General features: G+C 69.4%; 26 protein-coding genes, 1 pseudogene and 1 riboswitch. Of the genes and pseudogenes, 18 read left to right on the forward strand and 9 right to left on the reverse strand.

The window, feature by feature from the left end; all coding sequences use genetic code 11:
* A partial coding sequence (locus M6444_RS20730; RefSeq protein WP_298331789.1) for a VOC family protein occupies positions 1-571 on the reverse strand: 571 nt, incomplete at its 3' end.
* A 131-nt stretch (positions 572-702) separates the two neighbouring features.
* Between M6444_RS20730 and M6444_RS20735 the strand changes: the two genes are divergently transcribed.
* Entirely contained in the window at positions 703-978 is a 276-nt protein-coding gene (locus M6444_RS20735) for a GNAT family N-acetyltransferase (protein ID WP_298331792.1), read from the forward strand.
* Between the two features lie 15 nt (positions 979-993).
* Here the strand turns inward: M6444_RS20735 and thiE are convergent, their stop codons facing one another.
* The gene (gene thiE / locus M6444_RS20740; RefSeq protein ID WP_298331795.1) at positions 994-1,653 is read right to left on the reverse strand and encodes a thiamine phosphate synthase; all 660 of its coding nucleotides are present in this window, start codon (positions 1,651-1,653) and stop codon (positions 994-996) included.
* A gap of 43 nt (positions 1,654-1,696) precedes the next feature.
* Positions 1,697-1,804, forward strand: a riboswitch (TPP riboswitch).
* Here thiE and thiO point away from each other — a divergent pair.
* The 4 genes from thiO to M6444_RS20760 all read left to right on the forward strand — a co-directional run bounded on the left by thiO (position 1,794) and on the right by M6444_RS20760 (position 4,675).
* A complete protein-coding gene (gene thiO, locus M6444_RS20745; protein ID WP_298331798.1) occupies positions 1,794-2,969 on the forward strand; it encodes a glycine oxidase ThiO in 1,176 nt (391 codons plus the stop codon). Its footprint overlaps the riboswitch before it by 11 nt.
* Positions 2,966-3,190, forward strand: a complete 225-nt coding sequence (thiS, locus tag M6444_RS20750) for a sulfur carrier protein ThiS (protein ID WP_298331801.1) — start codon at positions 2,966-2,968, stop codon at positions 3,188-3,190. Before thiO ends, thiS begins: the two co-directional genes overlap by 4 nt.
* Before the next feature lies 1 nt (position 3,191).
* Positions 3,192-3,995, forward strand: coding sequence for a thiazole synthase (locus M6444_RS20755; RefSeq protein WP_298331804.1), 804 nt, complete (start codon positions 3,192-3,194; stop codon positions 3,993-3,995).
* Positions 3,996-4,084: 89 nt separating this feature from the next.
* On the forward strand, positions 4,085-4,675 hold the full coding sequence (locus tag M6444_RS20760) for an HAD-IA family hydrolase (RefSeq protein WP_298331807.1): 591 nt from the start codon (positions 4,085-4,087) through the stop codon (positions 4,673-4,675).
* Positions 4,676-4,686: 11 nt separating this feature from the next.
* Here M6444_RS20760 and M6444_RS20765 read toward each other — a convergent pair whose 3' ends face one another.
* Genes M6444_RS20765 through M6444_RS20790 form a run of 6 tightly spaced genes read right to left on the reverse strand, consistent with a single transcriptional unit; the run spans position 4,687 to position 10,784 of the window.
* The gene (locus tag M6444_RS20765; RefSeq protein WP_298331811.1) at positions 4,687-5,601 is read right to left on the reverse strand and encodes a TIM barrel protein; all 915 of its coding nucleotides are present in this window, start codon (positions 5,599-5,601) and stop codon (positions 4,687-4,689) included.
* Positions 5,598-6,761, reverse strand: a complete 1,164-nt coding sequence (locus M6444_RS20770; RefSeq protein ID WP_298331814.1) for a Gfo/Idh/MocA family oxidoreductase — start codon at positions 6,759-6,761, stop codon at positions 5,598-5,600. The genes M6444_RS20765 and M6444_RS20770 overlap by 4 nt, the downstream gene beginning before the upstream one ends.
* A gap of 34 nt (positions 6,762-6,795) precedes the next feature.
* Complete coding sequence (locus M6444_RS20775; protein WP_298331817.1) at positions 6,796-7,599, reverse strand: 6-phosphogluconolactonase; 804 nt, start codon at positions 7,597-7,599, stop codon at positions 6,796-6,798.
* 8 nt (positions 7,600-7,607) lie between these two features.
* Positions 7,608-8,438, reverse strand: coding sequence for a carbohydrate ABC transporter permease (locus M6444_RS20780; RefSeq protein WP_298331820.1), 831 nt, complete (start codon positions 8,436-8,438; stop codon positions 7,608-7,610).
* A complete protein-coding gene (locus M6444_RS20785; protein WP_298331823.1) occupies positions 8,435-9,382 on the reverse strand; it encodes a sugar ABC transporter permease in 948 nt (315 codons plus the stop codon). The genes M6444_RS20780 and M6444_RS20785 overlap by 4 nt, the downstream gene beginning before the upstream one ends.
* A gap of 37 nt (positions 9,383-9,419) precedes the next feature.
* A complete protein-coding gene (locus M6444_RS20790; RefSeq protein ID WP_298331826.1) occupies positions 9,420-10,784 on the reverse strand; it encodes an extracellular solute-binding protein in 1,365 nt (454 codons plus the stop codon).
* Positions 10,785-10,938: 154 nt separating this feature from the next.
* On the opposite strand from M6444_RS20790, the gene M6444_RS20795 reads away from it, so the two are divergent.
* Genes M6444_RS20795 through M6444_RS20805 form a run of 3 tightly spaced genes read left to right on the forward strand, consistent with a single transcriptional unit; the run spans position 10,939 to position 13,531 of the window.
* The gene (locus tag M6444_RS20795) at positions 10,939-11,838 is read left to right on the forward strand and encodes a cupin domain-containing protein (protein ID WP_298331828.1); all 900 of its coding nucleotides are present in this window, start codon (positions 10,939-10,941) and stop codon (positions 11,836-11,838) included.
* Between the two features lie 2 nt (positions 11,839-11,840).
* The gene (locus M6444_RS20800; RefSeq protein WP_298331831.1) at positions 11,841-12,752 is read left to right on the forward strand and encodes an ROK family protein; all 912 of its coding nucleotides are present in this window, start codon (positions 11,841-11,843) and stop codon (positions 12,750-12,752) included.
* 20 nt (positions 12,753-12,772) lie between these two features.
* Entirely contained in the window at positions 12,773-13,531 is a 759-nt protein-coding gene (locus tag M6444_RS20805; protein ID WP_298331834.1) for a GntR family transcriptional regulator, read from the forward strand.
* Positions 13,532-13,563: 32 nt separating this feature from the next.
* On the opposite strand, the gene M6444_RS20810 is transcribed toward M6444_RS20805, so the two are convergent.
* Complete coding sequence (locus M6444_RS20810; protein WP_298331836.1) at positions 13,564-14,034, reverse strand: hemerythrin domain-containing protein; 471 nt, start codon at positions 14,032-14,034, stop codon at positions 13,564-13,566.
* A gap of 422 nt (positions 14,035-14,456) precedes the next feature.
* On the opposite strand from M6444_RS20810, the gene M6444_RS20815 reads away from it, so the two are divergent.
* From M6444_RS20815 to M6444_RS20860, 10 genes and pseudogenes are all read left to right on the forward strand, one after another.
* The gene (locus tag M6444_RS20815) at positions 14,457-14,759 is read left to right on the forward strand and encodes a UxaA family hydrolase (RefSeq protein WP_298331838.1); all 303 of its coding nucleotides are present in this window, start codon (positions 14,457-14,459) and stop codon (positions 14,757-14,759) included.
* Complete coding sequence (locus M6444_RS20820; protein WP_298331840.1) at positions 14,738-15,901, forward strand: UxaA family hydrolase; 1,164 nt, start codon at positions 14,738-14,740, stop codon at positions 15,899-15,901. The genes M6444_RS20815 and M6444_RS20820 overlap by 22 nt, the downstream gene beginning before the upstream one ends.
* A 67-nt stretch (positions 15,902-15,968) precedes the next feature.
* Positions 15,969-16,928 (forward strand): NAD(P)-dependent oxidoreductase, encoded by a 960-nt coding sequence (locus M6444_RS20825; protein ID WP_298331842.1) that lies wholly within the window; start codon positions 15,969-15,971, stop codon positions 16,926-16,928.
* Positions 16,925-17,989, forward strand: coding sequence for an Ldh family oxidoreductase (locus tag M6444_RS20830; protein ID WP_298331844.1), 1,065 nt, complete (start codon positions 16,925-16,927; stop codon positions 17,987-17,989). The genes M6444_RS20825 and M6444_RS20830 overlap by 4 nt, the downstream gene beginning before the upstream one ends.
* Complete coding sequence (locus tag M6444_RS20835; protein ID WP_298331845.1) at positions 17,986-19,329, forward strand: sugar ABC transporter substrate-binding protein; 1,344 nt, start codon at positions 17,986-17,988, stop codon at positions 19,327-19,329. The genes M6444_RS20830 and M6444_RS20835 overlap by 4 nt, the downstream gene beginning before the upstream one ends.
* A 2-nt stretch (positions 19,330-19,331) precedes the next feature.
* Positions 19,332-20,243, forward strand: a complete 912-nt coding sequence (locus M6444_RS20840) for a sugar ABC transporter permease (RefSeq protein WP_298331847.1) — start codon at positions 19,332-19,334, stop codon at positions 20,241-20,243.
* Complete coding sequence (locus M6444_RS20845; protein ID WP_298331849.1) at positions 20,240-21,133, forward strand: carbohydrate ABC transporter permease; 894 nt, start codon at positions 20,240-20,242, stop codon at positions 21,131-21,133. Before M6444_RS20840 ends, M6444_RS20845 begins: the two co-directional genes overlap by 4 nt.
* 9 nt (positions 21,134-21,142) lie before the next feature.
* The gene (locus M6444_RS20850; protein WP_298331855.1) at positions 21,143-21,991 is read left to right on the forward strand and encodes an SDR family oxidoreductase; all 849 of its coding nucleotides are present in this window, start codon (positions 21,143-21,145) and stop codon (positions 21,989-21,991) included.
* Between the two features lie 2 nt (positions 21,992-21,993).
* Positions 21,994-23,082 carry an ABC transporter ATP-binding protein gene (locus M6444_RS20855; protein WP_298331852.1) on the forward strand — a complete coding sequence of 363 codons (1,089 nt, stop codon included), beginning with the start codon at positions 21,994-21,996 and terminating at the stop codon, positions 23,080-23,082.
* A pseudogene (locus M6444_RS20860) lies at positions 23,075-23,454 on the forward strand (D-galactonate dehydratase); the annotation flags it as partial. The gene M6444_RS20855 and the pseudogene M6444_RS20860, both read left to right, overlap by 8 nt.

Genomic DNA, 23,454 nt, shown 5'->3' on the forward strand with positions numbered 1-23,454 from the left:
GATCCACCCACGACACGTGCACGTCCTCGAGCGGGAAGTTCTGCGTCTGACCCAGCCAGTCCGTCACCCGGCGCGGGTCGCCGGCGATCTCGATGCTCACCAGCTCGACGCCGTCGCCGCCCTTCGACGGGTGTTCGGCCGGGTCGGACTGCCAGTGCACGACGAACGGCAGCTGTGGGTCGACCACCAGCCCACACACACCGACCTGCCGCCACGCCAGTTCGAAGCCGTCCGGGCGCTTCCGGTTACCGACCATGGCCGGTCGGCCGAGTCGCTGCTCGACCGGGCCGATGTCGTCCACCGCGACCACCCAGCCGAGCCATCCGCCGCCTTGCTCGCTACGGGCCTTGACGGCTTGACCGAAGGCGATGTCGTCGGTCGACGGGTGCTCGAGCGCGGCCACGACCTCGATGTAATGGCCGCCGGCCAGCGGCAGGATCCGGTTGCGGGTGCCGAACCGCGGATGCGCCCCGCCATCGATGAGGTCGACGCCGAGCTCGCCGGCCAGAGCGCGCGCCGTGGCATCCAGCCCGTCCGGTCTGGCCGCATACGACACATGATCAAGACGCATTCGTGCATCGTGGCAGGACCGCCGTGACGCAGCCACACCAGGTCCACACCTGAGCGCATGAGCGCGTCGTCAGCTACGGTAAAAGGTCACGATCACGCGCAGCGATGATGACGTGCGGAGGCGGGCACCACGTGAACATCGAGATCACCAGGACGGCGCAAGCCTATGCCGCCTACCTGGACGGCGAGAGGGTCGGCGAACTCTCCTACGCACGCGATGGAAGCCGAGTCACGGCGATTCACACCGAGGTCAGCCCGGTGGCCGAGGGCCGCGGCATCGGCGGAGCACTCGCCCGAGCGCTCTTGGACGACGCTCGCGCCGCCGGTGACACGGTCGTCGCCAAGTGCCCGTTCGTCGCGTCGTACCTGGACAAGCATCCTGAATATGCCGACCTTCGCGCCGGCTGAGGACGGCCGAGCCGGTCAGCTCAGCGCAGCGAGACGATTTTTGAGCCGGCGCGCGGCCGCTTGTGGATCGTCGGCACCGGTGATCGCGCGAACGACGACCACCCGTCGAGCACCGGCCTCGACGACATCGCCGATGGTCTGCTCGTCGATCCCGCCGATCGCGAACCACGGCGTGACCGGGTTCGTCTGCGCGACCGCGCGCACCGTGTCCACGCCGACGGCCGGGCGGCCCTGCTTCGTCGGGGTGGGCCACACCGGGCCGACGCAGAAATAGTCGACGTCGGGGTCGCGGTCGGCGACGGCAGCCTGCTCGGATGAATGTGTCGAGCGGCCCAACACCACGTCGGGGCCGAGCAACTGCCGCGATGCGGCGATCGGCAGATCGGTCTGGCCGGTGTGGAAGACCTCAGCGCCGGTCAGTTGCGCTACGTCGGCGCGGTCGTTGACGGCGACAAGGGCGCCGTGCTCGGCTGCCACCCGCGCCACGACCGGCTGCAGTTCCAGTTCGTCGCGCACGTCCAGTGTCTTGTCGCGCAACTGCACGATGTCCACGCCGCCGGCCAGCGCAGCGTGCAGGAAATCCTCCAGGTCGCCGGTGTCGCGCCGGGCATCGGTGCACAGATACAGGCGTGCTTGGTGTAGCCGGTGCCGGACGTCGAGTGCTGCTGTGGTCATGCCCGGCAGTCTGCCACCGGCTCACCATGGGCGACGCGCTACGGTAGTGGTGCACGGGAGCCCTGGTGACGGGGCTGAGAGGGCCGAGCAGGCCGACCGTCAGGAACCTGATCTGGGTGATGCCAGCGAAGGGAGCGCGGATGAAGCCGGCGTCGTCGGCGGACGTGGCCGTCATCGGCTGCGGCGTGATCGGCGCAGCCATCGCCTGGCGGCTGTCCCAGCTGGGGATGCACGTCGTCAGTATCGACCCGGCGCCGGGCGACGGCGCGACGCACGCAGCGGCTGGCATGCTCGCCGCCGTCAGCGAATCCGACTTCGGCGAGCACGACCTGACCCGGATGAACGTCGAAGCCGCGAAGGCGTGGCCCGCGTTCGCCGCTGAGCTGGAGGCGGAGTCCGGCCGGTCGACGGGTCTGCGCCGATGCGGCACGCTCACCGTCGCCTACGACTCCGGCGACCGCGCCCAACTGCGCCGCCTGCTCGACCTGCGCCGCCAGTGGGGCCTCGACGTCGAAGAGATCACCGTCGACACCGCTCGGCACACCACGCCGTTGCTGGGACCGCGGATCGCGGGCGCCATCTGGGCCGCGAACGACCACCAGGCCGATCCGCGGCAGGTGCACCGCGCGCTGCTGGCTGCGCTCGAGGTCCGGCGCGTCGAGATCGTCCGGCGGCGCGCCGTCGGGCTCTCGCGCGCACCGGACGGGCGGGTGACCGGGGTGGCGGACGACTCCGGCTCGCGGCATCCTGCGGGAACGGTCGTCCTGGCGGCCGGCTGGGCCAGTCGCGATCTCGTCCGCGATCTGCCGATGGCCGCGGTGCCGACCCGGCCGGTGAAGGGCCAAGTACTGCGGCTGGACTCCAGTGGCCATCCTGACTTCACGCTCGATCATGTCGTCCGCGGGTTCGTCCAGACCCGGTCGATCTATCTCGTCCCGCGGGCCGACGGCGAGATCGTCGTCGGGGCCACCAGCGAGGAGCAGCCCGACGACCGCATCGTCACGGCGGGCGCGGTGTTCGCGCTACTGCGCGATGCTCGGGCGATGATTCCCGGCCTCGACGAACTGCCGCTCATCGAGGCCACGGCGCGAGCCCGTCCCGGTTCGCCGGACAACCTCCCCCTGGTTGGGGCCTCGGCCGTCGACGGGCTGGTCGTCGCCACCGGCCACTATCGCAACGGGATCCTTCTGGCGCCGGCCACCGCCGCCGCCGTCACCGAGCTGATATCCGCGGGGAGCATCCCCACGTCCGCGGCCGACCCCCGCCGGTTCGGCCGCGATCCAACACCATCGACACCGTCCGGAGGGCGAATATGACCACCCACGTGATCATGAACGGTGACCCGGTCACCCTGCATGAGTCGGTGACCGTGCGCGACGCGGTCGCCCGGCTGCTGACCCGCTCTGACGGGACGTACTCCGATCGTGGCGTCGCGGTCGCGGTCAACCAGGCCGTCGTACCGCGCAGCGACTGGTCCTCCATCACTCTCGGCAGCGGCGACACCGTCGAGATCATCACCGCGGTCCAGGGCGGCTGACGTGACCACGATCCAGCCCGATACCGACGATCAGCTCGTCATCGCCGGGGTGCCGCTGAGCTCACGGCTGATCATGGGCACCGGCGGCGCGCGCAGCCTGACCGGCCTGGAGGCGGCACTGCGTGAGTCCGGAACGGAGCTCACCACGGTGGCACTCCGCCGCGTGCAGGCCGGCGGTGAGGGATCGATCTGGGAGTTGCTGCAGCGCAACGGGATCCGGGCGCTGCCCAACACCGCCGGATGCTTCTCGGCGGCCGAGGCCGTGCTGACCGCGAAGCTCGGGCGCGAAGCCTGCGAGACCGATTGGGTCAAGCTCGAGGTGATCGCCGACGACGTCTCGCTGCTGCCGGACCCGATCGAGCTGGTCTCGGCCGCGCGGACGCTGGTCGACGACGGTTTCGTCGTCCTGCCGTACACGAACGACGACCCGATCCTCGCGCGCAAGCTCGTCGATGTCGGCTGTGCGGCCGTGATGCCCCTGGGTGCGCCGATCGGGACCGGCCTGGGCATCCTCAACCCCCGCAACATCGCCGCGATCGTCGAGGACGCACCGGTTCCGGTGATCCTCGACGCCGGCATCGGCACGGCTTCCGACGCGGCCGAGGCGATGGAGCTGGGATGTGACGGCGTGCTGCTCGCCACGGCCGTCACGCGGGCTGCGGACCCGGTACGAATGGCGCGGGCTATGCGCCTGGCGGTGGCGGCAGGGCGGGAGGCCCGGCTGGCCGGGCGGATTCCGAAACGTGAGGAGGCGCTGGCGTCCTCGCCCGAGGACGGCCTGGCCAACCTCGACCTCGCGCTGTAGCCGTCGCCCGGCGGCCCTCGGCCGCGAATGATCTTACGGACCGACCGCGGGGTACCGGTCTGCGGACCGGACTGGGAGGATTCGTCCTCATGGGCCAGATCGACGTACTCCTGCTCGACCTCGACGGGGTGGTGCGCCGATATGACCCAGCCGTGGCGGCCGCCATCGAACAACGGTGTGGGCTGCCGACCGGCAAGCTGGAGGAAACCGCGTTTCATCCCCGTCTGCTCCAAGCACTGACCACCGGCACCATGACGCGGTCGGCGTGGGTGCGAAAGATCGCCGACGAGGTCGGCCAGGTCGCCGCGACCGCGTGGTCGTCTCAACGCCCGGTCGTCGACAAGGAGGTGCTGCGCACGGCGCGGGCCATCCGCCAAAGCGGCGTGCGGGTCTGTCTGCTGACCAACGGCTCGGACCAGTTGCCCACCGAACTGGCCGAGCTCGGCATCGCCAACGATTTCGACGCCGTGTTCAACAGTGCCGACATCGGCGTGGCCAAACCGGATCTGCGCATCTTCATGCACGTCCTCCGGCAGCTCGACGTGCCGAGGTCGTCGGTGCTCTACCTCGACGACTCCCCGGCCCACGTGCGCGCCGCCAAGGCGCTGGGCATCCCGTCGCGGGTGTTCCAGAGCGCGCGCGATCTGACCGAAGCGCGCGAGATGTACCGGATTCGCTGACCGCCGCCGGCCTACGACGCCAGCCGGGCGGCGAGCCACTCGCGGTTCGCCCGCTGGTCCTTCGCGATGCCGTCCCACGCCGACGCCGTCGCCGGGCCGCGGTCCTGCTCGATCACGATCCAACCGGCATAGTCCACCTGGGTGAGCGCGGCGACGAAGCCGTCCACGTCGACGTCGCCGCGCCCGAGCGGGACGCACAACGACTCCCACCAGGCCTCGAAGTCCTCATCCTGGCGCCGGCGGGCGTCGTCGAGGACCTGCTGGCGCACGTCCTTGAGGTGCACGTGGTTGATCCGGTGCGCCCAGCGCCGCAGCCACTCGATCGGGTCGGCGCCGCCGAGATGGAAATGCCCGGTGTCCAGGCACAGGTCGACCTGGGTCCGACGCAGCAGCTCCTCGATCTCCCAGGGCTTCTCGACGTAGGTCGCGAAGTGTGGGTGAAACGAGGTGCCGACGCCGAACGATCGCGCCAGTTCGACGGCCGCTTCGACTCGTTCGGCCGCCAGGTCCCACTGCTCAGGGCTCATGCCGCGGCTGCGGTCGTCTGCCGCCCGGAACGGGTGCCGGATCAGTTCGTCGTCGCCTTCGTCGGCGAGGATGGCCAACGCGTCGGCGTTCCCGCAGGCCGCCAGTTCGTCGAGCGTGCGGCGCATGGCTTCGAGGTCCGCGGCCAGCTGGTCGTCGGACGCGCTGAGGTGCAACGGCACGTACGCTCCGACGACGGTCATCCCCGCGGCGGCGAATGCGGCGGCCGTCTGCTCCGGGTCGCCGAAGAATCCGGGTGGACCCAGTTCACTGCCGGTGTAACCCGCGGCCGCCATGGCCGCCAGCAGCTCGCTCGGCTGCACGGCGAGGTGCGAGGTGTCCGCACCGCCGAAGACTCCGTAGCTGACCGGCGCCGAGCCGATTCCTGCGATCGTGCTCATGCGACCTCCCCGAGGCGTGCGGCCTCGCCGCCCAGGGTGTGCGCGACGCCATAAGTTTCGGCGAGACGGCGAGTGAGCTGCTGCAACGCCGTGCAGTCGGCCGCCGCTCCGCGCGCATCGGACCGTACCGGCGTACCGGCGGTGATGCAGGCGTGAAACGCGCGCAACTCCTCCTCGAACCCCGTTCGGGGTTCGCCGGTCATCCGGTTGACCGATCGTTCGTCGCCGTCCATCCGCTCGACCTCCAGCTTGGCGCGCGCGCTCAGCGTGTACGGCGCGGGCATGGTCAGCCGCAGCCGTCCGGCGTCGCCGAAGACGGCGATCTCTTCGCCGTATTCCGGGTAGTCCGGCAACCAGTTCCACGACCACGCCAGCTGCGCTGGGCCGAGCCGGCCCAGCGCCTGCAGCTGCGGCGGCGCCGCAAGACGCTCACCGGCGGTGAACTCGCCCAGTTGCGCGAAGGCGAAGCTCGGCGACGCGTCGTCGAACAGAGCCCGCAGCAGCGACAGCTCGTGGCAGGCCGAACCCTGCAGTACGTCGGCATACATCGATCGCAGCGGCTCGGCGACAGCGCCGACGGCCTGGTCGAGTCGACGGTCCTCGTCAGCCGACGCCGCGTCGATCACCGCCGGGTCGGCATCACCGCCACGGACATAACGCACGTGCGAGAACTGCGGCTCGTCCGCGGGATGCAGCACAGTCACCCGGACCAGCCGGATCGTGCCGAGGTTGGCCAGCTCCGCGCGGGCCCGAGCGAGCATCGGCTCGTACATCTTCATGTACCCGACCTGGAGCACCCGCCCGTTGTCGGCGGCGAGATCCGCACACGCCAGCGCCTCGGCCGCCGAGTGCGCGAACGGCTTCTCGGCCAAGACGTGCTTGCCGGCGCGCAGCGCCTGCTCGGTCAGCGCCGCGTGCGTACCAGGCGTCAGCAGCAACACCGCGTCGACGTCGGGATCGGCGAAGACCGCAGCCGGGTCGGTGGACGTGCGTACTTGCCCACCCCATTCCGCGGCCAACTGGTCGGCCAGCTGCGCGGACAGGTCACACATGTGGACGACGTCGAAGTCGTCACGCAAGGTGCGCAGATTGGGCAGATGAACGGCCTGGGCGATCAGTCCCAGACCGACGATGCCGAGTCGTACGCGCGCGGTGGTCATCGATCGCGTGCTCCTTCGCGAAGTCGGGTCCTGCTCACAGCTGCCCGACGGCAGCCCGGTCGGCATAGATGGCGGCGTCCGCGGCTTCGTGGACGACCGTCGCCGGCCAGTTCGTGTCGTAGCCGGAGGCTTCGGTGATCATCCGGAAGGCGTGGTGCTTGTCCGGGCCGGTCAGCAGGAGCAGGACCCGCCGGGACAGACCGGCGATGGTCTCGATCCCGACGGTGACGCCGTGGCGTGGGACGTCGTCGAGCGATTCGAACTCCGGGAACGTCTCCATGTTGTCTTGGCGGGTGGAGTCGGCGAGCTCGACGACTCTGGTGACGCTGTGCCGGGCCGAGCCCGGCGGGTTGAACGCCACGTGCCCGTCACCGGCGCCGCTGGCCAGCAGAAACAGGTCGTAACCTCCGGCTGCGGCCACCTGGGCGTCGAAGGCCGCCGGGTCCTGGGGATCCGGGACCCACACGTTCGCCGCGGGGATGGTGCGCCCGGCCGGAGCTGCGGCGTTCAACGGCGTCTGGATCTCGTCATGGGCGAAGCGTCGGCAGCTGAAGTGCGCGTCCGCTGGGACGTGGGTGAACCTGCCGTCGGCGTCCACCGTGACGTAGTCGTCCATCATCGCGATCACGACGTGGGCGAGGTCCAGCTCCCGTGCACGGACTTCGTTGCTCAGCGCCGCATAGGTCTCGCGCGGGGTGCGCCCGCCCGGACAGCCGAGCACGTAGGCGCGATCCGCCCGCGCGGCTCGTTCGATGCCGTCGGCGATCTCCGCGGCCGCAGCCCGGGCCAGGTCGGCCGAATTGTCGAACACGGTGACTGGAACCTGAATGGCGGTCATGCGCGGAGTTACTCCTTCATGGCGCCGGCGAGCATGCCGGTGATGAACCTGCGCTGCAGGAAGATGTACGTGATGAGGATGGGCAGGGCGACGAGCACAGCTGCGGCAGCGGTGACCGCCGGGTCGTTCGTCCGCCGATTACCGGCGAAGAACGACAACGCCAGCGGCGCCGTCTGCGCGGACTGCTCGTCCGGCACCAGAACCAGAGCCAGCAGGAACTCGTTCCAGGTGAACAGGAACAACAGGGTGGCCAGCGTGAGCACGGTCGGCATCATGATCGGCACCAGAACGCTGCGCAGCGTCCGGAGTCGACTCGCCCCGTCGATCGCCGCCGCCTCGGCGATGCTTTCCGGCGTCTGCCGGAAAGCCGTCCGAAGCCACAGGGTCGCGAACGACAGCGACAACCCGATCTGCGGCAGGATCAGCGCCCACCAGGTGTTCAGCAACCCCCAGTCGCGGAACATGGTGTACAGCGCCACGATCATCGACTCGTACGGCAACACCAGGCCGACGACGAGAATCCCACCGATCAGGGCGAAGACCGGGCCACGAGTGTTGCCCAGCGCGTAACCGGCCGGCAGGGCCAGCACGATGGTGCCCACGACCACCGCGGTCGCGACGACCAGGCTGGAGATCAGCGCGGTGTCGAAGCCACCACCGGACCACGCCTTGGCGAAATTGCCGAAGTAGAGCTCCGTGGGGAAGCTGAAGCCGCTGGGCCGTTCTCCCGGCGGGCTCAACGCCAACCCCAGGATCGAGACGAACGGATACAGCGCGATGACCGAGCAGGTGATGAGGATCGCGTAGGCACCGATTCGCTCACTGCGTCGAGTTCTCACGAGTCACCCCGATCTCGCAGCAGCAGCCCGATGATCCCGACGACCACCAGGATCAGGAGGGTCAGCAGAACCCCGATCGCCGCAGCCGATCCCACCTCGCGGGATTGGAACGCTGCTTGGTAGATGAACACGCTGGGAACCTTCGTGGAATCACCCGGGCCGCCGGCCGTGGTGTTCCAGACGATGTCGAAGTTGCGCAACGCCACCGTGGTCGTGAAGATCATCGCGATCAGGATCTCGCCGCGAAGTGCGGGCAACGTGACCGCGAAGAACTCCCGGACGGCGCCGGCCCCGTCCAGCCGCGCCGCCTCGAACAGATCCGTCGGGATCTTCTGCACGCCGGCGACGAACATCACCATGCACAGCCCGAACATGATCCACGTGCCGATCAGCCCGACGGCGGGCAAGGCGGTGGTGAAGTCGCCCAGCCACGCCCGAGTCAACGAGCCCAGGCCGACCAGCTCCAGCAGGGCGTTCAGCGGGCCGTCCTCGGCGTAGATCCAGCGCCACGCCACGGCGACCACGACGGTCGACAGGATCTGCGGAACGAAGATCATCGCGCGGAACAGCGTCATGCCACGGACCTTGATCCGGGCGAACACGCCGGCGATGAGCAAGCCGAGCGCCGTGGGCAGCACCGCATAGAAGCCGACGAAGACCAGCGACCGGAACAACGCGGACCGGATCTCCGGCTCGGTCACCGCCGCGACGTAGTTCTCCAGTCCGACCGGCGTCGCGGGGGTGATGCCGTTCCAGTCGTAGAACGAGTACTGCACCGTCTGGGCCAACGGCCAGACCAGGAACACCGTGTAGGCGATCGCCGCCGGTGCGAGGAACCAGAAGGCCCACGCCTGGCGCCGGAGGTCGGACCACGTGGTCCGCAGCCACGACCGTCCGGCGCCGGGCTGATGGGCAGCGCGTTGCCGCGCTGGATCGGGCGTCACCCTGGGCGGCGTATCGACCGCGCCGTCCACGTGTACGTCACCTGTCTTCCTGGAACGCCGCCCAGTTGGCCTGCACGGCTTCGGTGAAGTCTTCCGGTCCGATGCGTCCGGCGAGCAGTTCCTGCAGGCGCGAGCCGAACTCGTCGTACATGGTGTCCGTGGACCAGTCGAGGTACGCGGTCTGACCGTTGTCGTCCAGGAGCCGGCGCGCGGCGATCAGGTCGTCGTTGAGCAGCGGGTCATCGGAGGTGACGTCGTCGCCGCCGGTGATCGGCACCCGCTTCTGGTCGGCCAGCGCCTGCGCGTAGTCGGGACTGTGCAGCTCGCCGAGGAAAGCCACGGCAGCGGGGAGGACCTCGGTCTTGCTGCTCACGTGCCAGCCCATGGACGAAGCACCGGTGGCGACGAGCTTCCCGTGTTCGCCGGTCAGCTCGGTGAAGCCGATGTTGCCGCCGCGTGGGGAGATCTGCTGCGCCAGCCAGTCGCCCCCGATGTAGTAGGCGGCGCTGCCGTCGCCGAAGCGCAATGCGGCGTCGTCCATGGTCACGCCGTCGTAGCCGGAGGAGATGTAGCCCTGGTTCACCCAGTCGACCAGGGTGGCTGCGGTCTGGTTGTTGCACTCGGACCGGAAGTCCGCCCCTTCGACTCCGGCGACCCAGTCGTTGACCTCGTCAGCGGTCTGGCATCGGCCGGACACCGCACCGAACAGGTGCATCGCGGCCTGTTTGTCGGAGTTGCCGAACTCGATCGGCGTGATGCCGGCCGACTTGATCTCGGGGAGCGAGGCCTCGAAGTCCGCCCAGCTCTCCGGCGGTTCGACCCCGGCCTCAGCGAGCAGGTCCTTGTTGTAGTACACGCCGATGTACTGCGTGACGGGCGAGTTGGCGTAGAGCGTGCCCTCACCCCAACGGGAGCCGTCCTCGTTCCAGCGGAACTGGTTCAGCGAGTACTCCGAGTAGTCGTCCTCCCAGCCGTAGGCCTCGGCGACGTCATCGAGGGGGCGGACCAGCCCGGCCTGCACCAGTGCACCGTCGACCTGATAACCCTGGTTGCCCTGGGCGAGGTCGGGGGCGGAATCGGAGTTCATCGCATTCACGACGGTCTTGGTGAGATCGTCGAAGCTCTTGATCGTCACGTCGACGGTGACGTTCGGGTACTTCTTCTCGAAGATCGGCACCAGGTGGTTCAGCGTCGCCTCTTCGCCCGCTTCGGCCCAGATACGCATCGTGACGTCGCCGAGCTCAGCGACCTCCTCGGGCGTCACCGGCGCGGTGATCTCTTCGGCCGCGGCGTCCGAGGAATCCCCTGCCGAACCGTCGTCACTGCCGGGCGCCGAACACCCTGCGACCAGTAGCGCGCCGGCCGCGACCAAGCTTGCTGGGACGAATCGTCCTGCCCTCATGTCAACTCCTTCGCTGGCACTCGCCGCTCGCAGCCAGCCGCCGCGGCTGGCGTATTCGCGATAGTAGACCAGTTAGGCCAGTTAAGCTACCAGCCCTTCGTACTGGATCACTTCATGGTCTACTCTGGTGCCACCCAGTGACACGGAGGTCTCCATGAATCAGACTCTCGACGACCGGCCGGCGCGGCCTCGCCGCGCGACACCTCGTCCGGTCCACTCGACAGCCACCCGTATCGCCGGCACGGAAGCCGCAGCGCACCTGTGGGGCGATGCGCCTTCGGGATTCGTCAGTGACCGCGTGTACACGTCGTCGGACACCCTGCACGTGCTCGAATACACCCTCCGGCCGGGCGGGCGGTTCGTGCACTCCGCCACCAATCCCACGGTATTCGCCGCCGACGTGCTCTACATCGTGCTCGAGGGCACGCTGTGGATCGCCGACCCGGAGCACGGCGAGGTCCGACGCGTACCGGCCGGCACGTCCGTGCTGTTCCACCGCGACACGTGGCACCACGCGTTCAACCCCGGTACCGAGCCGGTCCGCGTGCTCGAATACTTCGCGCCGCCGCCATCGCGCGGCACGGCGTCGACCTACGCCCGGCGCCAGCCCCTCCTCGAGACGACCACGTACCACGACACCCGCTGGGCCCGACGGTGGCCTGCTGCCGCCGCGGAGCGAGAAGCTGTCAGCAAGCTGCATGTCATCGGCGAGGACGACTACCTGTGGACGGTGGTCGACGACCACGCACAGCACGTGGAGGGCATCGCCGTCGACACCGAACATCTCACCGTCCGGCACGGCCAGATCGGCCCCGGTCACGTCTCCGAAGAACTGACCGTCGACGACGAGTCGCTGCTGTTCGTCACCTCGGGCGTCGTGCATGCCCAGCTGCCGGATGCGCCGGAATCCGAACGCGCCTGGTGGCGCCTCGAACCGCGCGACGCCCTGTTCCTGCCGGCCGGCACCACTTACCGTCTGGTGGAGCTCGACGGTTCCACCGCGCGATACTGGCTCGGCGGTGCCCGGCCCGTGCCGCAGGGATGGGAGCCCTGACCATGACCGGCGTCGTTCTCGGCCTCGATGTCGGGGGCACCAAGGCACACGGAGCGCTCGTCGGGCCGGACCGGACCGTGCACGTGGAGGCGAAGAAGTCCACGGTGGGGCGCGATCCCGGGCTGCGCGCCACCGCGGACCTGGTCACCACGCTCACGCTCGAGGCCGCGGCTCGCGGGCTGCGCATCACCGCCGTCGGGGCGGGCTTTCCCGAGTACGTCTCGCCGGCCGGGTTGCTGACTTCCACCGAAGTACTCGATTGGACGACGCAGCCAGGTGATCTCCTGCGCGAGCTCGTCCCCGGCGTGCCCGTCGTCGTCGACAGCGACGTGCGCTGCGGCGCCCTCGGCGAGTTGCGCCGGGGTGCCGGGGGTGCGGACTTCTTCTACGTCTCGCTGGGTAGCGGGCTTTCCTCGGTTCAGGTGTCCGGCGGGGCATTACGGTACGGCCGGCGTGGCGAGGCGATCGGCCTGGGCGAGTTCGTCGTTCCCTCCGACATCGATGACGACTGGCGCGGATCGCTGGAGGATTACGCCTCCGGCTCCGGGGTCGCCGCCCGTTACGCACGCGCCACCGGCTCGGAAGTACCTGACGGAACCCGCTCCGTCGCGGCGCGCGCGGCCGCCGGTGACGACGTCGCTCGGCTGATCCTCGACACCGCGGGGCGGGCCATCGGCGCGGCGCTCGCCCAGGTGGTCGCGGTGCTGGACCCGCACGCGGTGATCCTCGGCGGAGGGCTGGGCACCGCTGAGACCGAGCTGCAAGCCGCACTTCGGGCGGAGCTGGACTGGCGCACGGCCCGCCGCCCTGACCCGCCTCGACTGTCCGTCAGCGAACTCGGACCGGCCGCGGGGCTGCACGGAGCCGTGGAGCTCGCTCTGGATTCCGTCGTCGACGAAAAGGCCGTTCCATGACGACCGATAAGGTGCGGGGCATGAGCGGCACGCCGATGAACGCCGGCCGCGGCACCGGGCATCGCGCGCACACGTCGGCCTACCACGCCCTGCTGACCAACATCCGTAACGGCGTGTTCGCGCCCGGCTCGCGATTGCCAGGCGAGCGACAACTGGCCACGCAACTGGAAGTCAGCCGCGCCACCTTGCGCCAAGCGCTGGGCAGGTTGGCCGAGGAGGGGCACATCACCGCCGCCGCCCAGCGGGGCTGGTTCGTACGCCCGCCCCGCGTCGTCAGTGAGCCGCCGAGCCAGTTGCAGAGCTTCACCGAGATGGCCGAGTCTCGCGGGCTGACCCCCTCGACCGAGGTGTTGTCCTACGAAACCAGGCCGGCCACCTTCACCGAGGCCGAGAAGCTGGCGATCGCGCCCGCCTCGACCGTGCTGGCTCTGGCCCGCCGCCGCTCACTCGACGGGGTGCGCGTGCTGGTCGACCACAGCGTGATCGCCCTGTCCAGAACGCCCGGCATGGACGAAGCCGACCTGACCGACCGCTCGCTGTATGCGACCTTCCAGGAGGTCGCCGGGGTCCAGATCGTCCGCAGCGACTACGCGGTGCGCGCGGAGGCTGCTGACGCCGAGACCGCCGACCTGCTGGATCTCGCGCCCGGTGACCCGGTGCTGGTCGGCGAACAGGTCGAGTACTCCCTCGCCGAGGTCCCGATACTGTGCGGACAGGTCGTGTATCGCGGTGACGCCTACCGGTTCCAAGCCAGCCTGTTCCGACCGGCTGAGACCTGAGCGGCGGCGCCGGCGGCGCCGCGCCGCCGGCGTCACAGCGGCCCGAGGGCATCGGCGGGGTCCGCGTTCAGCGCGAGCGTGTCGAGCACGGTCAGCAGCTGGCGTTCCTCGTAGCGGAAATGAGACTCCATGATGGCCGCGATCCCCTCGAGGTGCCGGTCGAGCTCGGCCGGCGAGGCCGCTTGGTCGACGGCTGCCAACAGGCCGCTCAGCAGATGCTCGATCATCGAGTGGTCCTGCTCGAGATACCGCAACGTCTCGCGAAGCTCGGGATGCGCTGCGGCGATCGCGGGGAACAGCGTCCGATCCTCGCTCTGGTGATGCCCGGTCAGGGCTGCGCAGAAGCCGTGACAGTAGAGCAACAGCTCCCGGGTCGCCGGTTCGGCGGCCGCACCGTCGGCCAGCGCCTGCCGGGTCACCCGTAACGCCTCGCGCAGTCGTTCGTGGACCTGGCGCAGTTCGCGACTCCAGGCGATGAGCCTGATCTTCTCGCCCTCAGACACTGGAGGGCGAAGGGAACGACAATGTCATCGTCGAACTCCTTCGTATCCGGCGCCTCCATGCCTGACACAGCCTGCCACCGGCACGCGACGCTGCCCGCAGGATAGTCGACCATGACGCGACGTGCCCAGGCGGGTGGGGCGCGGACGGTGGTCGGCCGTTGCCGTGTCACGCGTGGAAGGCAGTCCCCGAGCGGTGGGGGTGACACCGGCATCTGCACCGGCGAAGGGGTGACACCGCGGTCGACTATGGCCCACCGCGTCACCCCTCGCGGAACGATGCATCACCCCGCCACGCCCTACCACGATGTCCACGAGGGCGGGCGGCGCAGGCCGGTCCATCACGATCCGAAATGCCCTCTTGCTCGCGCCCCGGCCGTCCCTTATGGTCAAGGGACAGAGGTCAGACCAGATGGATGGTGAGCATGGCAGAGCAGCCTCCCGACTTTCTCGCACATCGCGACGGCGATTCCGTGGCCGTGGCCGTCCGGCACCTGCAAGCTGGACCGGCCCAGGGCGCTTATCTCGACTCGCCGGGAACGTTGCGCCTCACGGTGTCCTCAGACGTCCCACTCGGGCACAAGGTCGCCCTCGTCGACATCGAGCAGGGTGCTGACGTCATCGAGTACGGGGTCCGCGTCGGTGTCGCGAGTCAGGCGATCAGCGCAGGTGACTACGTCCACGTTCACAACGTGAGGAGCGCCCGATGGCACAGCAGCGTCGCCTGACGGGATACCGCCGCGAGAACGGCGCCGTCGGCATCCGCAACCACACCGTCGTCATCCCGGTCGACGATCTGTCCAACGCCGCGGCCGAAGCGGTCGCGGCCAACGTGCCGGGGGTGCTGGCACTCCCCCACGCTTACGGCCGCCTGCAGTTCGGCCCTGATCTCGATCTGACGTTCCGCACCCTGATCGGCACCGGGCGCAACCCGAACGTCGCCTCGGCGATCGTCATCGGCATCGAGCCCAACTGGACCGCGCACGTCGCCGACGGCATCGCCGCCACCGGTAAGCGAGTCGCGAGCTTCTCCATCGAGGGCAATGGCGACATCAACACCATCGCCGCGGCCTCGCGCGCGGCGGCGGCCTTCCTGCAGGACGACTCCGAGATCGCCCGCGAGCCGGTCGAGCGGGGCGAGATCATGATGTCGATCAAGTGCGGCGAGTCCGACACGACCAGCGGACTCGGCTCGTGCCCGACGACGGCCGAGGCCGTGGACCGCTGGGTCGACGCCGGCGGCACCGTCTTGTTCGGGGAGACCACCGAGCTCACCGGCGGTGAGCACCTGATCGCCGAACGATGCGTCGACGACGAGGTCCGCAAGCGGTTCCAGTCGCTCTACGACGCCTACATCGACATCGTCGAGCGCACCGGTGCCAACCTCCTCGGGTCGCAGCCCACCCAGGGCAACATCGCCGGCGGACTGTCCACCATCGAAGAGAAGGCGATGGGCAACATCGCCAAGACCGGCACCAAGCCGGTCGTCGGCGCCCTCGCCTCGGCCGAAGAGCCCACGTCCGGGCCCGGCCTGTACTTCATGGACACCTCGTCGGCGGCCGCGGAGTGCATCACGCTGATGGCGGCGGCGGGAGCGGCCATCCACCTGTTCCCCACCGGGCAGGGCAACGTGATCGGCCACCCGATCGAACCGGTCATCAAGCTCACCGCCAATCCCCACACGGCGGCGACCATGACCGAGCACATCGACCTCGACGTCTCGGGTCTGCTGCGGCGCGAGTACGACCTGACCTCGGCCGGTGACCAACTCATGACGGTCATCGATCGCACGGTGAACGGTCGGCTCACCGGCGCGGAGGTCATGGGGCACCGCGAGTTCGTGCTCAGCCGGCTCTATCCCAGCGCGTGACGATTCGGCACCCGCACGATCCACGACACCACCACGAGGAGGCGAGCGTGACCGCCGGAGCCACAACGTGACTGCGCAGATCATCGTCGCCGAGGGTGTGTGGGGGCCCCGTTTCGCCGAGCTCGCCCAGGCCTGGAGCGTCGGCCGGGTCGATCATGCGCCGAGCGCGCACGATCTGGCCGGCGCTCGCGCCTTGGTGGTGCGCAACCGGACCAAGGTCACCCGCGAGCTGTTGGAATCCGCCCCCGACCTGCAGGTCGTGGCTCGGGCCGGCGCGGGCCTGGACAACATCGACGTCGACGCCGCCGACGATCTCGGCGTCGTGGTCGTCGCCGCGCTGGGCGCCAATGCGGTCAGCGTCGCCGAGCACACGGTCGGCCTTGCACTCGCCGTCGCCCGCAAGACCGTGCCACTCGATGCGTCGACGCGTGCGGGCGACTGGAACCGGGAACCAGGCCACGAACTGGCCGGAGGTGTCTGGGGACTGCTCTCCGCCGGCGCCACTGCGCGTGCCACGGCCCGCCTCGCCCGGGGCCTCGACATGTCGGTCGTGGCTTACGACCCCTACCTCGACCCGGCCGGCGCCGAACTCGCCGGCACCGGAATCACGCTGCATCCCCTGGACGACGTCATCGCCACCGCGGACGTGCTGAGCGTCCATCTGCCGGCCACCCCGGAGACCACGCACATGCTCGACGCCCCCCGGTTGGCGAAAGCGAAACCGAACCTCATCGTCGTCAACGTGGGCCGCGGCGAGGCCGTCGACGAATCCGCCCTGGCCGACGCCCTGCAGCAAGGGCGCATCGCCGGGGCTGCCCTCGACGTCCGGCACGCCGAACCGCCGGGCCCGAGCGTGCTGGACGGTCTGCCGAACGTCGTGCTGACCCCGCACGTCGCCGGCATCACCACGCAGTCGCAGGCGCGGATCGCCGACCTGCTCTGCTCGAACATCGAGGACGTTCTCGCCGGTGGCACCGCGACGGCCGCCGTCACCCGTAGCGCGACACCCGCTCGGACCTCGGCATGATCACCGTCGACGACGCCACCGAGCTGGCGACCTCCGCCCTGACCGCGACCGGGGTCCCCGACACCCGGGCCCGTCGCACGGCCGAGCTGGTGGTGCTCGCCGACGTGTGGGGCATCGCCTCACACGGGCTGATGCGCCTGCCCTACTACCTTTCTCGGCTGAGCGCCGGCGGGCTGCGCGCAACGGCTGACCTGATCGTCGTCCGTGACACCGGCCCGGTCGTCGCCTTCGACGGGAACGACGGACTCGGCCACTGGCAGCTGGCCGAAGCCGCCGAAGTCGCGACTCGACGCGCCGATCAGTACGGCCTGGCCGCGGTCTCCGTCGGCCGCTCCTCGCACTGCGGCGCGCTGGGCTTGTACGCCACGCCAGGTATCCGGCACGACCTGCTGACCCTGGTGTTCTCGACCGGGCCGGCCGTCATGGCGGCGCCCGGAACCGCAACACCGCTCCTGTCGACCAGCCCGATCGCGGCCGGCATTCCCGGCGGACCCCGACCCGTGGTCGTCGACCTCGCGACGTCGGCGGTGGCGCGGGGCAAGATCGCCGCACGCGCCAGAGCCGGCGAAGCGCTGCCACCGGGGTGGGCGGTCGACGCGAACGGCGCACCGACCACCGACGCTCACGAAGCGCTGGCCGGCATGCTCGCTCCCCTCGGCGGCGCCAAGGGCTTCGCCTTGGCGTTCCTGGTCGAAGCGCTGACCGGCGCTGCCATCGGGCCGTCGCTCGCCACGGACGTCCCGGACATGTTCGACCACGACCACGACCCCGATCCACAGCAGATCGGGCATCTCGTCGTCACGATCAACCCGCGGTTGCTCGACGTCGACGGCCAAGCACCGCAGCGGATGGCTCGCCTCGCCGCGAACGTCGAGGCCGCCGGGGGCCGCGTACCGGGGTCGAACCGGACGATGCCCTGGGACCTCGACGGCGGCCAGTCGGTGCCGGTCGCGGACGAGCTCGTCGCCGAACTGCGCTCCTGGTCCTGCGGGACCTTGCCCAACAGACACCAGAGGTCTAACCTCCACCCAACTGCTGTTCGTGAGGAGAGATCGACATGATACGTCCTCCTGACCCTCAAGCTTCGCCGCAGTCTCGCCGACACCCGCGCCGGTGGCTGCGCGGATGTGCCGTGGGCCTGGCCGGCGCCGTCCTGCTCGCGGCCTGCGGTGGCGGTGGCGGTGACGACGACAGCAGCGACGCAGACGGCCCGGTGACCATCACCTGGGCCAACTGGGCCACGGCCGAGCAGACGACCAAGCCGGCCATCGAGCAGGTCATCGCCGACTTCGAAGCCGAGCACCCGGACATCAAGATCGAAAGCGAAGCCATCGCGTTCAGCGACATCGCCCAGCAACTCGTCCGGCGTACCCAGAGCGGCAACCCGCCCGACATCGCGCAGCTGTCCGGCAACGACACCATCGCGCTGGCCGCCACCGGTGCGCTCGCGCCACTCGACCAGTTCGTGGACGACGAACTGCGCGCCAGCATCAACGAAGCCGACCTCGAGAACGGCACGTACGAGGACGAGCTCGTCGCGTTTCCCTGGGTCGATTCGCCCCAAGGGTTCTGGTACAACAAGACGCTCATGAGCCAGGCCGGGCTCGACCCGGCAGCGCCTCCGGCCACCATCGACGAGCTGAACGACGCGATGGCCGCGATCAAGCAGGCCGCCCCCGACGTCACCCCGCTGGCTCTGGACACGACGAATCGCGCGTTCGGCATGACGTCGAACTGGGCTTGGATGAAGACGTTCGGCGCCGAGCCGTTCACCGAAGACGGCGCGCAGGCCGACACCCCGGAGTACACCGCATACCTGGAATGGATGCGCAGCCTCGCGGAGAACGACTACATCGTCACCGGCCCGAAGATCGGTGAGTTCCGGCCTCGGGCGGCGCAGAACCAGGTCGCCTTCATGTGGGATCAGAACCTCCTGCAGGGCGTCATCCAGGAGACCAACGGCATGAGCGACGAGGAGTTCTTCGACACCTGGGGCGTCACCACCCTGCCGACCGGTCCCGCCGGCGAGTCGTACTCCGTCGACCTGGGTCACCAGCTGGTGATGTTCGGCCAGTCCGAACACCAGGAGGCCGCCTGGACGTTCATCGAGTACCTCGCGACCTCGGAGAACGCCATCGTCAACTACACGTTGGCCGAGGGCGCGTCGCTGCCGCCGCTGTCCGACCCGCAGGGCGAGGTCGCCGAGCTGATGGACACGCCGGTCAACCAGGCCTATGTCGAGCAGATCATGCCGACGTCGACGAAGCCGCCGTACGGTCAGGCGTTCTCGGCGGCCTACGACCCGGTGATGGCCGGCCTCCAGCGGATCCTCACCAGCGACGCGAGCATCGACGAGGTCGCCGGCGCCACCCACGACCAGCTCGCGTCCGTCGTCGAGTGAGCATGTCCGGCGCTAGCAGCACGCGCCGGTTCAGCCGCAAGCGCGGGCCTGAGCACCGCCCGTGGCTGGACTGGATGGTGTTGCCCGGCCTGGTGGCCGTCGGCCTCGTCATCGCCTACCCGGTGGTGCGCACGTTCCAGCTGGCCACCACCGACTACAACGCGCTGTCCGGGATGGATCCGCGCCCGGTCGGCGCGGAGAATTTCCAGAAGCTGGTCGACGACCCGATCTTCTGGGAGGCGCTGCGCAACACGGCGGTCTACACCTTCGGCTCGGTCGCCGTGTCCGCGCTGCTCGGGGTCCTGCTGGCGCTGCTCACCGAGAACCTCGTCGGCAGGTCGCGGATTCTCAAGACATTGCTGCTGACGCCATGGGCGGTGCCGTTTGTCGTGGTGGCCTTCCTGTTCAGGTACATGTTCGACGAGCAGACCGGCGTGGTGAACGCCGTGCTTCTCCAGACCGGCGTGATCGACGAAGCGGTTCCGTGGCTGGTCTCGTCCACCTGGGCGTTACCCGCCGTGGTCGCGGCGAACGTGTGGACCCAGACGCCGTTCTTCTTCCTGGTGTTCAGCGCGGCGCTGGCGGCGGTACCGAACGAGGTCATCGAAGCCGCCCGGGTCGACCGAACTCGCGGCTGGACGATGGCGTACCGCATCAAGCTGCCCTACCTGCGCAACGCCGCGCTGGTGGCCAGCTTGCTGATGGTGATCTCGAACTTCAACGACTTCGCCAAGATCTGGGCGATGACCGAGGGCGGGCCGGGCTATGCCAGCACGACGTTCGTCGTCTGGGTCTACCGGCTGGCGTTCACCAGCTTCGATCTGGGCTACTCGTCGGCCATCGGCGTGGTCTGGCTGGTCTTGTTGATGGTGTTCGCCATCGCCTACGTCCGGCTGCTCAGGAGGGAAGCATGACCGCGGTGAGCTCGCCGGCGCCGGCCCGCCAGCGCACACCCGTACGGCGTCGAGCCCAGAAACGGGTCGGCACGCTGGGCCGCAACATCGGCATCGGCGTCGCGCTGTTCTTCGCGCTCTCGCCGCTGTACTGGATGGTGACGACGTCGCTGAAGACCGACCTCGAGGCGACTCGGCAGGATCCGTCGCTGTGGCCCGAGGAGCTGACGGCGAGCAACTACCACGAACTGATCAACGGCAACCTGCCGTTCGGCTCGTTTGCGCTGAACAGCATCATCACCGCGTTGGCGGCTGCGGTGATCGGCATGGTGCTCTCCGCCCTGGGTGGCTACGCGCTGTCTCGCGGGACCTTCCGGCTGCGGGAGCCGATCAGTTACCTCGTGCTGATCGCGCAGATGCTGCCGCTCGTGGTGCTGCTCGGCCCGCTCTATCTGTTGCTGCTCAACGCGAAGCTGGTGAACACGCTGCCCGGCCTGGTGGTCGGCTACATCTCCTTTGCCGTGCCGTTCGGCATGTGGCTGATGAAGGGGTTCTTCGACGCCGTACCGCGCGAGGTGGAGGAGGCTGCCCGCGTGGACGGCTATCCGCGCTGGCAGATCCTGTTCCGGGTGGTTCTCCCGCTGACGATTCCGGGGCTGCTCACCACCGGGACGTTCGTGTTCATCGAATCGTGGAACAACCTCATCTATCCGCTCACGCTGATCAACACGATGGACAAGCAGACCCTGCCGGGCGGGTTGATCCTCAGCTTCACCGGCCAGTTCAAGACCGACTGGGCGGGCATGATGGCGGCATCGTGCGTGACGACGATCCCGCTGCTCGTGGCGTTCTTCGCCATTCAACGATCGATGGTCCGCGGGCTGACCGCGGGCGCCGTGGCAGGTGAGTGAGTGGTGAGCATGCCGACCGACGACCACATTCGCCCTGGTGGCCGCCTGGCCGGGCAGGTCGCCGTCGTGACCGGCGGCGGTGGCGGCATCGGCCGGGCGACGGCGGTGCGACTGGCGGCCGAAGGCGCCGGTGTCCTGGTCGTGGATGTCGACCACGACGCCGCCCGGGCCACGGCCGACGCCGTCGGTGAGCGCGCCGAGATCCGGGTGTGCGATCTGGCCGACCCGACCGCTCGCGCAGCGGTCGTCCCGGCCGCCCTCGACCGGCTCGGCCGGCTCGACATCCTGGTGAACAACGCCGCCTACCATGGCCCGCGCCTGCCGTTCCTCGAACTGCCGAGCACCGAATGGGACCGGATCCTGGCGACGAACCTGACCGCGACGGCTGCGCTGTGCCAGGACGCCGCCCGCCACATGGTGGCCGCAGGATCAGGCTCGATCGTCAACATCACCGCCATTCAGGAACGCCTGCCCCTGGCCACCCACGCGGCCTACGCGGCCAGCAAGGGCGGCGTGTCCGCACTCACCCGCTCGCTCGCCGTCGAGCTGTCGCCATTGGGCGTGCGGGTCAACGCCGTGGCCCCCGGCATGATCGCGACGTCGTCCCTGCAAGCAAGCCTGACCGGCGACGGCGCTGCACCGGCTGCCGCGCCACCGTCGGACCGGACGACGCCGACGCTGCTCGGCCGCGACGGCACACCGGACGAGCTGGCGGCGGCGGTCGCTTTCCTCGCCAGCGACGATGCCTCGTTCGTGACCGGTCACGTTCTCACCGTCGACGGCGGACGCTCGCTCAGCCGCCGATTCGACCCGCTCGCCGCCCGCTACGACTCCGCCCACACCGCGACGGAAGGTTGACGATGGCCAGCATCTCGCTCCGCGGCGTCGAGAAGCGCTACGGCTCCGAGCTCGTCCTGCGCGACTGCAACCTCGACATCGATGATCACGAATTCATGGTGCTGGTGGGCCCGTCCGGGTCCGGCAAGACCACACTGCTGCGCATCATCGCCGGGCTGGAACCACTCAGCGGCGGTGACGTGTACTTCGACGACGTGCGCGTCAACGAGGTCGACGTCGGCGACCGCGACATCGCGATGGTCTTCCAGAACTACGGCCTGTACCCGCACATGAACGTCTACGACAACATGGCCTTCGGCCTGAAACGCCGTGGCTTGCCGAAAGACCAGATCGACGAGCAGGTCCGGCGTACCGCGCAATTGCTCGGTATCGAACCGATGCTGCGCCGGCGCCCCAAACAGCTCTCCGGTGGCCAGCGCCAGCGGGTCGCGCTGGGCCGCGCGATCGTCCGTGATCCCGCAGTGTTCCTGCTCGACGAGCCGTTGTCGAATCTGGACGCGCACCTGCGGGTCCAGATGCGCGCAGAGATCCTCAAGGTGCATCGCGCCGTCACCGCCACGGCCGTCTACGTCACGCACGACCAGGTCGAAGCGCTGACGATGGGTGATCGCATCGTCGTCATGCGCGACGGGCTGATCCAGCAGGTCGGCACGCCCGAAGACCTGTACGACCACCCGGCCAACCGGTTCGTCGCCGGATTCATCGGCACACCGGCGATGGGGTTCGTGCGCTGCACGGTGCGGCGTACGGCCGACAGTGCCGAGCTGGTCGGCCCTGGCCTGCGCATCCCGATCCCACAGCAGCGCGCCGCGGCGATCCCACCCGACGTGGACACCGTCGAGGTGGGGTTACGGCCCGAACGGCTGCTGCTCGAGCCGGCCTCGGAACGGTTGGGTACGGTCACCGGCGTGGTCGAGATGATCGAGCAGCTCGGGTCCGAGTACTACGTGCACGTCGACGTCGACGGCGCCGTGGTGACCGCCCGCGCGGCCCGCGAGCATCGCGTGCGTATCGAGGACAAGGTCCAGCTGCGCACCGACGGCTCCTACGCGCACATCTTCGACGTCGAGACCGGGGCGGTGTATGGCTGACACCGCACACACCATCACCGCGATCGAGACGTTCCGGGTACCTCCGCGCTGGTTCCTCGTCCGGGTGAGCACGGCCGACGGCGCTGTCGGGTGGGGCGAGTCGATCGTGCCCAAACGCGCCCGCGCCGTCGTCGGAGCCATCGGCGACCTGGCCGACAACGTCATCGGCCGCGACGCCCGGCGGATCGAGGACCTCTGGCAGCGGATGCACCGCGGCGCGTTCTTCCGCGGCGGACCGATCCTGGCCACCGCGGCGGCGGCGATCGAGCAGGCGTTGTGGGACCTCAAGGCTCGTTCGGTGGGCCTGCCGGTGTACGAGTTCCTCGGCGGGGCGGTGCGCGAACGCACCCGCGCCTACGCCTGGGTAGGCGG

This window comes from Haloactinopolyspora sp. (assembly GCF_027324685.1).
Lineage (GTDB): Bacteria > Actinomycetota > Actinomycetes > Jiangellales > Jiangellaceae > Haloactinopolyspora.